The 14,306-nt window shown below is 56.5% G+C and carries 9 protein-coding genes and 1 pseudogene; 7 read left to right on the top strand and 3 right to left on the bottom strand.

Annotated features, from left to right (window positions below):
- Positions 1–190: 190 nt before the first annotated feature.
- From wzz(fepE) to ETEE_RS14175, 3 genes and pseudogenes are all read right to left on the bottom strand, one after another.
- A complete protein-coding gene (gene wzz(fepE), locus ETEE_RS21960) occupies positions 191–1,327 on the bottom strand; it encodes an LPS O-antigen length regulator Wzz(fepE) (protein WP_227625207.1) in 1,137 nt (378 codons plus the stop codon).
- Between the two features lie 105 nt (positions 1,328–1,432).
- Positions 1,433–3,592, bottom strand: a pseudogene (dinG, locus tag ETEE_RS21955) (ATP-dependent DNA helicase DinG); the annotation flags it as partial.
- 89 nt (positions 3,593–3,681) lie between these two features.
- Entirely contained in the window at positions 3,682–4,740 is a 1,059-nt protein-coding gene (locus ETEE_RS14175; RefSeq protein ID WP_034165006.1) for an FUSC family protein, read from the bottom strand.
- A gap of 1,065 nt (positions 4,741–5,805) precedes the next feature.
- On the opposite strand from ETEE_RS14175, the gene ETEE_RS14165 reads away from it, so the two are divergent.
- From ETEE_RS14165 to ETEE_RS14135, 7 genes are all read left to right on the top strand, one after another.
- Positions 5,806–6,960, top strand: coding sequence for an acyltransferase family protein (locus ETEE_RS14165; protein WP_034165004.1), 1,155 nt, complete (start codon positions 5,806–5,808; stop codon positions 6,958–6,960).
- 481 nt (positions 6,961–7,441) lie between these two features.
- Entirely contained in the window at positions 7,442–8,869 is a 1,428-nt protein-coding gene (gene sbcB, locus ETEE_RS14160) for an exodeoxyribonuclease I (RefSeq protein ID WP_034165003.1), read from the top strand.
- Positions 8,870–9,008: 139 nt separating this feature from the next.
- The gene (rarD, locus tag ETEE_RS14155) at positions 9,009–9,953 is read left to right on the top strand and encodes an EamA family transporter RarD (protein WP_034165002.1); all 945 of its coding nucleotides are present in this window, start codon (positions 9,009–9,011) and stop codon (positions 9,951–9,953) included.
- A 173-nt stretch (positions 9,954–10,126) separates the two neighbouring features.
- Positions 10,127–10,543 carry a CidA/LrgA family protein gene (locus ETEE_RS14150; RefSeq protein WP_034165001.1) on the top strand — a complete coding sequence of 139 codons (417 nt, stop codon included), beginning with the start codon at positions 10,127–10,129 and terminating at the stop codon, positions 10,541–10,543.
- 8 nt (positions 10,544–10,551) lie between these two features.
- On the top strand, positions 10,552–11,241 hold the full coding sequence (locus ETEE_RS14145; protein ID WP_015461209.1) for a CidB/LrgB family autolysis modulator: 690 nt from the start codon (positions 10,552–10,554) through the stop codon (positions 11,239–11,241).
- A gap of 195 nt (positions 11,242–11,436) precedes the next feature.
- Positions 11,437–12,324, top strand: coding sequence for a cytidine deaminase (gene cdd, locus ETEE_RS14140; protein WP_034165000.1), 888 nt, complete (start codon positions 11,437–11,439; stop codon positions 12,322–12,324).
- 198 nt (positions 12,325–12,522) lie between these two features.
- Positions 12,523–14,220 carry an NAD-dependent malic enzyme gene (locus tag ETEE_RS14135; RefSeq protein ID WP_034164999.1) on the top strand — a complete coding sequence of 566 codons (1,698 nt, stop codon included), beginning with the start codon at positions 12,523–12,525 and terminating at the stop codon, positions 14,218–14,220.
- The last annotated feature ends 86 nt before the right edge of the window (positions 14,221–14,306 follow it).

Raw genomic sequence — 14,306 nt, 5'->3', positions numbered from 1 at the left:
TTGGATGATAACATCAAACTTTACATTATAGAATACTTTACTAATACAACAGATTAAAAGCCTAAAAAACAGCAATAATTAAAAATAAAAAGCCAAAAAATCAATTGGCGAACGAACAATTCAAGTAAATATATCTATATACCCTCTAATTAGATGGGGAGAAGTCATTCCCCCCATCTATACGGATTTATTAATTAAAAGATCCCACTTTCCGACTCACAATGGCATGACGCATCAGCGCCGCGCCGCAGGAGAGCAGCAGACCGGTCAACGCGGAGAGCACCACGATCAACGCTCCCTTCGGCGCCTCTTTCTGCACCGGGACACTCGGCAGCATCAAATACTTAAACGGCTGTACCGTCAGCGCATCCAGGTGTACCTGGCTCAGCCGCGCGATATACATCTGGCTGTTCTTCAGCCCGGCGTTAAGCTCGCTCAGATCCGTCTGGCTGCGCTCGATGTCCAGCTTCTGACGCAGGCCATTGGTGCCCAGCGAAATCGGGAAATCGTCGTCATCCTTAAACGTTGCGCCGTTGCCGTACAGCGGCTTGCTGATCCCCGCCGCCTGCGCCACCGCCAGCGAATAGTCCAGGCGGCGGATCTTCACCTGCTGCGCATTCTTCAGGCGCTGCAGCGTCAGCTGATACTGCGCCTTCTCCCGTGCCAGGGTCTGATCTAGCTGATTCTTAATGTTATAGCGCAGATCGTCCACTACCCGGCCGGCGACAAAGTCAATGTATCCCTGCAGCAGCGCATGGGCCTCCTGAGAGCTGCGGGCGCTGACCCCCAGCCGGTAATAGGTGTACTCTTTGCTCTCGGTCGCCTGATCCAGCTGGCTGTTCTTCAGGGTAAAGCCTTGCTGCGTGAGCGAACTCAGCAGACGCTCACGCGCCAGCGGATCGGGTTGATCTGCCGCCAGCGTTTTGTAGTAATCCGTCTGGGCAATATATTCACGGCGCACGATCTGCGACTCATACAGCTGCACAAAGCGGGCCATCAGCCAGCCCGGCGTAGCGTCGACCTTGATATCCAGCAGGGCCAGCTGGTTTAGCTCGCTGTTCATCGCGGACAGCTCGCGCGCCTGGGCCGGGATCAGCTCGGCATAGCTGGTCCACCTCTGCGGCAGCTGTGTCTTGGCGATAAACCCCAGCAGGGCGCACAGCAGTACGGCGCCAAGGATCGCCCACTTGGCCTTGAACAGCACCAGCAGCAGGGAAAGCAGATCGAGTTCATCCTGCGCCAGCGGTGCCAGCCCGCGCGCAGGCGTAAGCGCTGCGCCAGAGGAAGAAACAGAATTAGACAAGTTAGACAAGTTGGACAACGGCATTTCTCCCGCGCGGGGAGCCTCCCTTTCGAAACGGCGAACACACCGCTCCGCCCCGGGAAACGACCCGAGCGGCAGGAGGCGATGCTCTGTTTGGCAAGTGTTATTTCGGCGGCGCGCAGCGCGGCGGGGGGCTCGCTTGGATGGCGCAGGTTGTGGCCAGGCGGGCGGTTCCCCCTCCGGCAGCGGCGGCTGCAGGATCGGAAACACCGGCAGCGCGGCCAGCAGACGGCTACCGTAGGGTTTGTTCAGCAGGCGGCGATCGTAGATGACGATCTCGCCGCGACAGGCGTGGCTGCGGATCAGCCGCCCGACCTGCTGGATCAGGGTAAACGAGGCGCCTGGCAGGCTTTGCACCTCAAAGGGGTAGCGGTTACGCGACTTCAGCCACTCTCCCTCCGTCAGGATCACCGGGCTGTCTACCGGTGGAAAGGCCACCTTATGAATATGCACCTGGGTCAACAGCTCGCCCTTCAGATCCAGCCCCTCGGCAAACGACTGCAGCCCGACCAGCGCGCTCTGTGTCCCGGCGCGCACCCGGCGACAGTGCTCTTCCACCAGGCGATAGCGGGGGCGGTCCCCCTGCACCAGCAGCCCCAAGCGCAGATCTGGTACAAAGCCCAAAAACGTCTGCATCGCCCGCTGGCTGGCAAACAGCACCAGCATGCCGGTATGCTCACCGCGCAGCCAGGCCGTTCGGAAAACGTGGGCCATCTGACGTAAATGCTCCCCCTCCTGCGCCAGCGTAGGCTCCAGCGTCATCTGCGGGATCACCAGGCGTCCCTGGTGTACATGGTCAAACGGCGAGTCCAGCACCACAAAGCGATCGCCGGCCTGGCTGTTCAGACCAGAGAGCTCGCTGATACGGTCAAAGCGGTTCAGGGAGCGCAGGGTCGCCGAGGTAATCACCGCATGGGGAATGCGCCGCCACAGTAAGCGCTCCAGCTGATCGCAGACCCGGATCCCAACGCAGTGCAGATAGCGGTGATGCACGCCGTCGCTGACCTCCTGCGTCAGCCATTTGGAGATCGGCGCATTGGAGGCCTGCTCCAGCGCCGCCAGGCGCCACAGTTTGCTCAGCGCCTCTAGATAGCTGAACGCTCGGCTCATCTGCAGCAGCGCACGCTGCAGGCGCAGCGCATCGTGGCTACCGGTTTTTTCCTGCAGATCGTTCATCATGAACTCGCTCAGGCCGCGCAGACCATCGCACAGCTTATACAGACGCTGGGCCAGTTCGCCCAGCGCTTCGGGCAGTTGGCCCAGAATAAAGCGGTACTGAGGCTCCTCAGCCAGCAGCCCGGCGGCGGCACGATCGAAATCCGTCAGCAGCTGACGCAGCTCCGCCGTGTGCGCCTGCAGGCGCTCGCTGTTCAGCAAGCGCGGCGGATTTTTGGGCTGATACTGCGCCTGACACTGTTCGATATGGCGTACGATCATATCGATCTGCCCCTGCACAAACAGGGCCGTGATCTCGCCCTCCATCTCCAGCGCATCGCGGGCGACATCGGGCAGATGGTGCCCCTCATCCAGCACCAGCAGCAAATCCTTCGGCGGCGGCAGCACCGATTCACTCTCCAGCGCCGCCATTACCAGCGCATGGTTGGCCACCACCACATCGGCACTTTCAATCTCACGCCGCGCCAGAAAAAACGGGCAGTCGCGAAAGTGGGAACAGCTGCGATTCAGGCAGCTGGCCCGATCGGTGCTCATCTTGGCCCATAGCCCCTCGTCCAGATTGTCATGCAGATGATCGCGTAACCCATCCCAGCGGCGACTCTCCAGCTCCCCCTGCAGACGCCGGCACTGCGCCCGCTCCTCCTCGCTGCCCGGCTGCAGCGCATCATCGATAAACAGCAGCAGGGATCCCTGCCCATCCTGCTGCTCGGAGAGCGCCGCCAAATTACGCGGACACACGTAGCGACCGCGGCCAAAGGCGGCGGTAAAGGTCAAATCGGGGATAATTCGCCGCAGCAGCGGCAGATCCTGGGTATATATCTGATCCTGCAGCGCCACGTTGGCGGTACTCACCACCAGCGGCTTCTGCTGCGCCCGACTGATGGCGATGCCGGGCAACAGATAGGAGAGGGTTTTACCGACGCCGGTCGGCGCCTCAATCACCAAATGACGGGCGTCGACGCCGCTCAGCGCACGCGCGACCTCCGCGATCATTTGCCGCTGCTGCGGGCGGGTGACAAAATCGGGAATTTGCTGCGCCAGGGCCTTATACCACTGGGAGATCTGGGTTTTGAGTGCGCTGGAAAGGGTCATTGATACTCGCTGCGGGAAACATGGCGCGCCATTGTCGCACAGCGGGCGGACAAAATCAGCCGCCCGCGCCGCGGCGGCCCCTGCACCATTCAGCGGCGTAGTACGTTACTCAGCAGATCGCGCAGCTCATCCAGCTGCATCGCCAGCTGCATATTCAGCCACAGATAGCCATAGATCGGCGCCTCTTCATCGCTGTGCGCCTGTGCCTGCTCGATCAGCGTCTTCAGCTCTGCCACCATCGACTCCATCTCCGGCAGACGCTCCAGCGTCTCCTCCACCCGTCCGCTGAGCAGCATCTCCGACAGCCCGTGCAGGGCGTTGATGGTCAGTTTCTGAAACGCCCGCAGCCGGGTGGCGTTCAGCATAATAAAGTGGCTTTCGCGGCTGGCCCAATAGGCGTCGGTCATCATCTCCAACGTAGCCACCAGATTACGGGTGATCACCTGAATGGCGTCGAACACCGCTTTATCTACCTTGGTCTCCCGGGCGCTGGGTGCCAGCAGGCCGCGTACGGTGCCCAGGTCGGAGAGAATGTGCTGTTGGCGTTCGGTCAGCTGCGGACGCTCAACCATATTGGGTGACACATAGGCGCTATAAATGTTACTCATGCAGGTCAGGCCATGGTTCATCTTTAAACGCCAGTGGGTGAACGCCCGCTGCGGATAGATGCTAGCAAACAGCAGCGCCAGCAGCGAACCGATGATCACGTTGACGCTGCGCAGCAGCGCCGTCTGAATATCGCCGGGTCCGGCGGCGCACACCACGCCCAGCGTGATGCCGATCAGCAGCCCCATATAGGGGCGCTTGCCTAGGGCCGCGATGCCGCAGACAAACATCACGACGGCGCACCACGCCAGCATCAGACTCATCGAATAAAGTTCAAGATACAGCGCCACCAGCCCTGATGCAGCGCCAAACACCGTCCCCATACAGCGCTGCAGCGCCCGGACGGTAACGTTGCCCCAGAAGGAGATCGGCCCGATCACCACCACCATGGTGATCAGCGCCCAGGCGCCCTCCGGCACCGCCAGCAATCGGATCAGGAGAAAGGTTAATACGAAAGAGATCGCCATACGCACGCCGTGCACAGCGCGGTAGTGCCCATAGATGAAGGAGTCAAACGGGGTGATACTTTTATTTAAACGCACGGAAACGACCTTGGATCAGGCTCTCAACAGAGATGAACCTTTAGTGTAACGGAAATCCGCGGCATAAAAAAATTTTGAAATGTGTCCCTTTTCTTCTAAGCAGGAGGATAGGGGCTGGACAATCGATGCCTCTCTCGCAGGGAGGCATACCTACTGCGTTATTCTGCCCACGCTACCCGCGCCGGGCGATGGGCATCTCTGAATGGAGCTGCGCGGTGGCGTCATCATTCCTCTCTCAGCATCCTAATCTATCAATGTTAAACCAGTGATCCTGGAATGATGTATGGGCAAAACGCATCGGACTAACGACATATCCCCCGAACCTCAGGCTTACTCTCATCGTGCAAATCGTCAAACAATCAATTAATATCAATAAGATAGCATAGATAACACGGATTTAAGCCCGACTATTATCTTGCGTGCTAGTACTGCATTTAACCCACACAACAAATACATAACACGTTGTAATATAATATTATTTTAGATTCGTAGAGAGAATAAACCAGCAGCTACCCTATCAATGACCTCGGAGCAACATCAGGGAAAAAGAGCGCTCGCGAATAGGCGAACGTCACCCGAGTCCGCCCTGAATTCAACACATGACGCCAATATTGTCGTCGCCGGTGTGTCCTTCATTGCATTCTCCCTGTCTGAGTTTCTTCTAACGCTGCAGGCGACGAATCCCCTGAGTCTTGGTTGGCAGCTATCAACCATGATCGCCATCGTCCAATAATTATCCATCCAGTAGCAACAAATTATAATAAGTAACGGATACCTATAAAAATAACGATAACACGATGTTCTGCTTCATCTTTGTCCTATTGCTCATCAATTCTGCCTGTGCCCAACAGTCTTTTTCCTGTAGGAATTCTGGTTGTATGGCGTACTGCGAGAGAGAAGATCAAGGAAAAGATCATCCTCATCCACTTTCTCTCTTAAGAAACCCGCAGACAATAATCATTGGCAATGATTTCTATTGAAAAATACGGCATTAAGCTAAGAAAATTGACTAAGAGACAGATCAACTATAAAATTCGACAGAGGTTCTAAAATGTGGAAACATTCATGTACAATGAGATGATAATGATCTTATGGGCAGTCGGCATTGTTGTTGCAACGGTTATAATGATGAATTTATCTTTTTTTTCGTTTATGGAGAAAATGGATAAAAGGCCGCTGAATCACCTCGACGGACTGAGAGCCATTTTAGCTATAATGGTAGTGTTCCATCACTTCTTTTTTAATTATTTTTACTCAAAAACAGGCATGTGGGTAATTAATGGGAATTATTTTTTTTCATTTATAGGGAAATTTGCCGTTGGCATTTTTTTTATTCTATCAGGATACCTTTTTTCAAACATCTCTATAAATCGACTATCTTGGTGGGTGTCGTTTTATAAGAAACGATTTTTAAGAATCGTTCCAGTTACTATATTATCATCTTTGTGTTGTGTTTTGATTTCATATATTTATGGAAGTCAAAGTAAAGAGCATTTATTAAATATAATACCATGGTTTGATGGCGGAATATTTAATGAAAGAAACCCTTTATTTGGCATGTCCAATAGCAATATTATTAATGCCGGAGTAACCTGGTCATTAGCATGGGAGTGGCGTTTATATTTTGCCCTTCCATTAATTGCACTGCTAATCCCATTAAATAAAAGGGCGGTCACAGGAATAATTGTTTCGATACTGTCATTTATCTTTTATATCTATACTAAAATAGCACATCCAGAGTTAAACTCTGGCGTTTACCTAGCCATTTTTTTCTTTTCAGTTGGTTTTTTCTGCAAGCATTTTCATATGAAATTATTGGATAGGCTAACGTCTAACACTATTATCCAAAGCGCGGTTATTATTTTATTATTTATAATTCCTTTTACTGGGAAAATCTCTACTGCAATCTCTCCACTTTTTGCAGCTTTGTTATTTATAATGATTTGTAATGGCGCTACATTTTTTGGCATATTAAATATAAAAGGGCTTAAGCGATTAGGCGTAACAAGCTACAGTTTATACTTAATTCATGGTATTTTTTGGTACATTGGATTTAAAACCATACTATCGGAAACAAATATAATCTACCTGTCACCACTGGTATTTTTTTTGATAATCCTCAGTTCTATTCTTATATCATATACTATAGAGTACCCAATCTATAATCTATCAAAAAAAATAAAATCAAAAAAACAGAATGATATTAAAGAATTAACATAGTGAAGTTCAAAATACGCCTATTGATAAAAAGTAGAGCTTTTAATATATATTGAACAGAGGGGATGCAGTTACCAGACATGAAAAATGATTACTCTATTATGAAGTAGGCCATTTTCAACAAAAAATCCAGGTTCAGCTTATGCGCGGAGAAATGTAGCAGAAACCTGGAAGAGCCTGATGCCATACTAGCCAGAAGAGGCTTGGCCCTTCACGCCGAATGAGAACACAGGTCTGAGCACCTCTTAGCCCGATCTTTCGCCCAAACGTTAATCGAGTTAAGAACGCTGCGAGCGTCACCGAACGCTATATTAGTTTTCTTAGCTTAATGAAGTTATGATTTATGCACTGAACATGTATCTCCTATTCGTATGCACGATCACAACAGACAGCATCGAGCAATGTACAGCGAATTGCGAGTGAAATCATGAAACACCCATATAAATCAACAAGATAAAACAAAAGGCGTATACGGAAGGTGACAGTGAAAAACCGAAGCATACAAAATACATTCCTGTTTCACGACTATGAAACCTTCGGTCAGCATCCGGCGCGGGATCGTCCCGCTCAGTTCGCCGGCGTGCGCACCGACGCCGACTTCAACATCATCGAAGAACCCCAGGTGTTTTACTGCCGGCCGGCCGATGATTACCTGCCCCAGCCCGACGCGGTGATGATCACCGGGATCACCCCGCAGACGGCGCTGGCGCAGGGGGTCTGTGAGGCCGAATTCGCCGAGCGTATCCACCGGATGTTCAGCGTGCCGGGCACCTGTGTCGTGGGCTATAACAACATTCGCTTCGACGATGAGGTGAGCCGCAACCTGTTCTACCGCAACTTCTTTGACCCCTACGCCTACAGCTGGCAAAACGGCAACTCTCGCTGGGATCTGCTGGGTGTGGTGCGCACCTGCTACGCCCTGCGCCCCGAGGGGATCGTCTGGCCGGAAAACGAGCAGGGGTTGCCCAGCTTCAAGCTGGAGCACCTGTCTCAGGCCAACGGCATTGAGCACAGCAACGCCCACGACGCCATGGCCGATGTCTACGCCACCATCGCGCTGGCCAGGCTGGTCAAACAGGCCCAGCCGCGGCTGTTCGACTATCTGTTCCAGCTGCGCAACAAGAACCGGGTGGCTCAGCTTATCGATATCGCCACGATGACGCCCCTGGTGCATGTCTCCGGCATGTTCGGCGCCCTGCGCGGTAACACCAGCCTGATCGCCCCGCTGGCCTGGCATCCCGAGAATAAAAACGCGGTGATCGTCTGCGATCTGGACAGCGATATCACCCCGCTGCTGACCCTGGACCCCGCCGCCCTGCGCGAACGGCTCTACACGCCGCGCAGCGAGCTGGGCGACGCCGTGCCGGTGCCCATCAAGCTAGTCCATATCAATAAATGTCCGGTGCTGGCGCCGGAGAAAACCCTGCTCGCGGACAACGCCGTCCGACTGGGGCTCGATCGCCCGCGCTGCCGGGATAATTTAGCCCTGCTACAGCAGCACAGCGAGATCCGTGACAAGGTGGTATCCCTATTTGCCGATGCGCCACCCTTTCCGCCATCGGACGACGTGGACAACCAGCTGTACGACGGCTTCTTCAGCGACGCCGATCGCCAGGCGATGCAAATTATTCGCGCCACCCAGCCGCAGAACCTGCCGGCGCTGGATCTACGCTTCAGCGATCGGCGCATCACGCCGCTGCTGTTTCGCTACCGCGCCCGTAACTACCCGGCGACGCTGGATGAGAGCGAGATGCGCCGCTGGCAGCAGCATCGCCAGGCCATGCTGACGCCGCAGCGCGTACAGGATTATCTACAGACGCTGGAAATGCTGTACAACCGCTATGAGGATCAGCCCCAGCGGCTGACGCTGCTGCGGGCGCTGTTTGATTATGCCCGTGAATTAGTAGGATAATAGTCTGCGCCGGAAGGATGCAGCCGTCGTCACCTACATGGCGCTTACTGCGGCATCCTGCGCACGCTTTCCACTCTGCCCGCGGCGGGGTGGTCGATAACCAGGCTCCGCGACGGAGCAGACAATCAAGGCTTGAACTATGTGGCTGCGCAATGGACCGCTGCTGGCGGTGCTGTCGTTTATTCTGTGGGGGATCACGCCGCTATACTATAAGCTGCTGAACGATGCAAATGCCTTCGAACTGCTGGCCCAGCGTCTGTTCTGGTCTGTTCCCCTGCTGCTGGCGCTGCGCCTGCTGTTCAGGCACCGCACCTCCTGGCGCGCGGCCTGGCAGGATAAACGCTCGCTTTACTGCTGCCTGCTGGGCGGCGCCATCATGAGCGTCTCCTGGACCACCTTCATCTACGCGCTAACCCACCACCTGGTGCTGGATGCCAGCCTGGGCTACTTCACCAATCCGCTATTCGCCATCGCGCTGGGCGTCATCTTTCTGCACGACCGGCTAACCCGCTTTCAGCGCATCGCGGTGCTGCTGGCCATCATCGGCCTGACCTACCAGATCATCCTGCTGGGGCGGGTGCCGGTGCTGGCGCTAGTCATGGGCATCACCTTTGCCTTTTACGGCCTGGTACGTAAGTATATCCGCTACGATATTATGACCTCCCTGACGCTGGAGACCGTCTGGATGCTGCCTCTGGCGCTGGGGATCACCCTCTGGCAGCAGATCGGCGGCGGCAGCGATCTGGGCAGCCTCAGCCTGTCTGAGTATTCGCTGTATATTCTGACGGCGCCGGTGACCTATGCGCCGCTGCTGCTGTTTGCCGCCGCCATCAAACGCACCTCTCTGACGGTGGTGGGCCTAGCGCAGTATGTCGAACCCTCTCTGCAGTTTCTGCTGGCGGTGCTGGCCTTCGGCGAACCGATCAATCTGCCCAAGATGATCAGCTTCTCGCTGATCTGGCTGGGGCTGGCGCTGTGTATCTATGAGCTGTTTCGCCGTCCGCACCGCCGCAGCGCGGCACATCAGGACGGCGCGGCGACGGAGCGTGCGACGCCCCCTCTGCGCAGCGCAGAGAAACCCTGAGCCGTTCATACTCCCCTTCGCGCCGGGTAACCCGGCGCGATCCTTGTCTGCGACGCCGACAATACCCCACCAAATTGGCATGGCTGCCATAGAGCGAATTCATGATGTGATCAGTAGCACATTTTACCGATTAATTGTATGATGATTATGTTTTCGTTTTTGGGTACACTACGATGTCAAATCCACTTTCTCTTTGCTGGCAATACGCACGTGCCTTCGTGCTGATTTACCTGTGTCTGTTTGCCGGTAATGCGCTTGCCACCCTGTTACCAATCAAGATCCCAGGCAGCATCATCGGTATGCTGATCCTGTTTGCCCTGCTGGCTTCGCAGATTATGCCGGCCACCTGGGTCAAACCGGGGTGCAGCCTGTTTATTCGCTATATGGCGCTGCTGTTCGTACCGATCGGCGTGGGCGTCATGCAGTATTACGACGTGCTGTGCCGCCAGTTTGGCCCCATCGTGGTCTCCTGCGTGGTCAGCACCCTGATCATTATGGTGGTGGTCGCCTACTGCTCACACCTGGTGCATCGCGAGCGGCCCGACGACGGCGAACAGCCCCTGAGCCACCCGCAGGAGAGTAAACAATGATGACCGTCATGCTGAATATCTGGTGGTCACTGCCGCTGACGCTGGTGGTCTTCTTTGGCGCCCGCCGTCTCGCCCAGCGCCTGAATATGCCGCTGCTCAATCCGCTGCTGGTCTCCATGGCGGTGATCATTCCGCTGCTGCTGCTGCTGCATATTCCCTACAAAAACTATTTTGCCGGCAGCTCGGCGCTCAACAGCCTGCTGCAGCCGGCGGTCGTGGCGCTGGCCTTCCCGCTGTATGAACAGCTGCACCAGATCCGTGCCCGCTGGAAGTCCATCATCACCATCTGCTTTATTGGCAGCGCCACCGCGATGATCACCGGTACCGCCATCGCCCTGTGGCTCGGTGCGACGCCGGAGATCGCCGCCTCGGTGATGCCGAAATCGGTCACTACGCCGATCGCGATGGCCGTCGCTCAGTCCATCCACGGTATCCCGGCCATCAGCGCCGTCTGCGTCATCTTTGTCGGGATCCTGGGCGCCGTCTTCGGCCACACCCTGCTGAACGCCATGAATATCCGCACCAAGGCGTCGCGTGGTCTGGCCATGGGGACGGCATCCCACGCCTTGGGGACCGCCCGCTGCGCGGAGGTCGACTACCAGGAGGGCGCCTTTAGCTCTCTGGCGCTGGTTATCTGCGGGATCATTACCTCCCTGCTGGCGCCGTTTCTGTTCCCGATACTGCTGCATATCTTCTGATAACATCGTCACAGCGGAGGGCGCCGATCGGCGCTCTCCGCCATCAGCACCCGTTTTTACGTTAAAAAAAGTTGAAATAAATCTCTAATTCGAGACCAATATTACAATTATTGCACTCAAAAAGTGATTATTATCACAAATATCACCTATTCGCTTCCTTACAATAGCCTCCCGTAACTCACAAGAGGCTTTCCCATGCACGCACGCTTTGCCGTTGCATTCCGCCAGCTGCCTGCCGAACTCCAGGCGGCGCTTACGCCAGTGATGGCGTCTGACACCTTCAACGCCGTGATCACCGCAGCCCAGGTGGATGCCATTGGTCATGCCTGTCAGATGGATCGCCAGGCCCTGAGTTTTGCCCTGCTGCCGCTGGCCGCCGCCTGTGCCCTTACGCCGATCTCTCATTTTCAGGTCGGCGCTATCGTCCATGGCGCCAGCGGTAACCTCTACTTCGGCGCCAATATGGAGTTTTCCGGCGCGCCGCTGCAGCAGACCATCCATGCCGAGCAGTGCGCGATCACCCACGCCTGGCTACGGGGCGAGCGCGCGCTGGCGTCGATCACCGTTAACTGCACGCCCTGCGGCCATTGCCGCCAGTTTATGAATGAACTGAACAGCGGTACCGCGCTGCCGATCCATCTGCCGGGCCGCCGCGCCGCCACGCTGGGCGACTACCTGCCCGATGCCTTTGGCCCGCGCGATCTGCAGATAAAAACCCTGCTGCTAGACCCAACCCATCACGGGCTGGCGCTGGACAATGCAGCCGGCGATCCCCTGCTGCAGGCGGCGCTGGACGCCGCTAACGCCAGCCATGCGCCGTACAGCCAGGCCTACAGCGGCGTGGCTATCGAAACCGACCGCGCCGTCTATGCCGGCCGCTATGCGGAAAATGCCGCCTTTAACCCCAGCCTGCCACCGCTGCAGGCCGCCCTGATCCTGATGAACATGTCCGGCGACAGCGTCGACGCCATCCGCCGCGCCGCGCTGGTGGAGTCCCGTCAGGCGGCCCTGTCGCAGCATGCGGCGACGCGCGCCACCCTACAGGCGCTGGGCTGCGACGATCTGCAGCACCATCTGCTGTAACCCGGACGCCAGAGTGCCCTCGGGCGCTCTGGCCCGTTACCTCTGCGCGTGACCTTCCCCGCCGCGTTCGCTCGCCAAAATCATTGTTACAAAACATATATTGAATGAATAGTTTTGATAACAAACATTGAACAATGGCTAACTCTCTTTTAGGATCTTCAGCGTGTTATTTCATCCCGTTAACATAAGAGCGTACTTATGGATCTGGAACACGAAAGTAAACGTCCGCTGTATATTCCCTATGCCGGCCCCATCCTGCTTGAATTCCCGCTGTTGAATAAGGGCAGCGCCTTCAGTGAGGAAGAGCGCAATAACTTTAACCTGAGCGGTCTGTTGCCTGAGGCCATCGAGACCATTGAAGAGCAGGTTGAACGCGCCTATCGTCAGTTTTGTGATTTTCAGAACGCCACTGCGCAGCATATCTACCTGCGCAATATTCAGGATACCAACGAGACCCTGTTCTACCGCCTGCTGCGCGGCCACCTTAGCGAGATGATGCCCATCATCTATACCCCGACGGTCGGTGAGGCCTGTGAACACTTTTCCGATATCTACCGGCGCGCACGCGGGCTGTTTATCGCCTATCCCAACCGCGATCGCATCGATGACATGCTGCAAAACGCCACCAAGCAGAACGTCAAGGTGATCGTGGTCACCGATGGCGAGCGTATCCTCGGCCTGGGCGATCAGGGCATCGGCGGTATGGGGATCCCTATCGGTAAACTGTCGCTGTACACCGCCTGCGGCGGCATCAGCCCGGCCTATACCCTGCCCGTGGTGCTGGACGTCGGCACCAATAACCCACAGCGCCTCAACGATCCGCTGTACATGGGCTGGCGTCACCCGCGCATTACCGGTGATGAATATAATGCGTTCGTCGAGGAGTTCATTCAGGCGGTCAAACGCCGCTGGCCGGATGTTCTGCTGCAGTTCGAGGACTTCGCTCAGAAAAACGCCATGCCGCTGCTGAGCCGCTATCGCGATCAGCTCTGCTGCTTTAACGACGACATTCAGGGCACCGCGGCCGTCACCCTGGGCAGCCTGATCGCCGCCAGCCGCGCCGCCGGCAGCCGTCTGCGCGATCAGACCATTACCTTCCTCGGCGCCGGATCTGCCGGATGCGGCATCGCAGAGCAGATCATCGCCCAGATGATCGCCGAGGGGCTGAGCGACGAAGAGGCGCGGGCACGCATCTTCATGGTCGATCGCTTCGGACTGCTGACCGATCGCCTGCCCAACCTGCTCGACTTCCAGAGCCGTCTGGTACAAAAACAGCAGGCGCTGGCTGGTTGGCAGACGGAGAGCGAAGGGATCTCCCTGCTCGACGTGGTACGCAACGCCCACCCCACGGTGCTGATCGGCGTATCGGGTCAGCCGGGGCTGTTCAGCGAGGCGATCGTGCGCGAAATGCACAGCCACTGCCCTCGCCCCATCATCATGCCGCTCTCTAATCCCACTTCCCGGGTGGAGGCCCGTCCGGAGGATATCATCAACTGGACCGATGGCGCGGCGTTGGTCGCCAGCGGCAGTCCCTTCGAGCCGGTGCTCTATCAGGGAGAGCGCTATCCGATAGCCCAGTGTAACAACGCCTATATCTTCCCCGGCATCGGCCTGGGCGTCCTGGCCAGCGGTGCGCGGCGGGTGACCGACGGCATGCTGATGGCCGCCAGCCGGGCGCTGGCCGACAGCTCGCCGCTGGCGCGCGACGGCCATGGCCCCCTGCTACCGGACCTGAAGGATATCCAGCAGGTTTCACGCGACATCGCCTTTCAGGTCGCCAAGGCGGCCCAGCGTCAGGGCGTCGCGGTGCTGACCTCGGACGAGGCGCTGCTGCAGGCCATCGATCATAACTTCTGGCTGCCGATCTACCGTAGCTATAAGCGAACCTCATTCTAGCCCCCTCTGGCGGTGTCCCTTCTCGGGTCGCCGTCCCCCCACATCCGGGCCTCCGCGGCCCGGCGCACTTTCGCGCAAATAACCGC

It is taken from the genome of Edwardsiella anguillarum ET080813 (genome assembly GCF_000264765.2).
GTDB lineage: Bacteria > Pseudomonadota > Gammaproteobacteria > Enterobacterales > Enterobacteriaceae > Edwardsiella > Edwardsiella anguillarum.
Note: the sequence above shows the minus strand (reverse complement) of the source record. Positions and strands in the feature narration are given on the sequence as shown.

What these genes read in the sequence shown, in the direction of transcription:
- ETEE_RS14165 (WP_034165004.1), top strand. Translation starts at nt 5,806, where the DNA reads ATGTACAATGAGATGATAATGATCTTATGGGCAGTCGGCATTGTTGTT.
- rarD (WP_034165002.1), top strand. Translation starts at nt 9,009, where the DNA reads ATGTGGCTGCGCAATGGACCGCTGCTGGCGGTGCTGTCGTTTATTCTG.
- cdd (WP_034165000.1), top strand. Translation starts at nt 11,437, where the DNA reads ATGCACGCACGCTTTGCCGTTGCATTCCGCCAGCTGCCTGCCGAACTC.
- ETEE_RS14135 (WP_034164999.1), top strand. Translation starts at nt 12,523, where the DNA reads ATGGATCTGGAACACGAAAGTAAACGTCCGCTGTATATTCCCTATGCC.
- ETEE_RS14145 (WP_015461209.1), top strand. Translation starts at nt 10,552, where the DNA reads ATGCTGAATATCTGGTGGTCACTGCCGCTGACGCTGGTGGTCTTCTTT.
- ETEE_RS14150 (WP_034165001.1), top strand. Translation starts at nt 10,127, where the DNA reads ATGTCAAATCCACTTTCTCTTTGCTGGCAATACGCACGTGCCTTCGTG.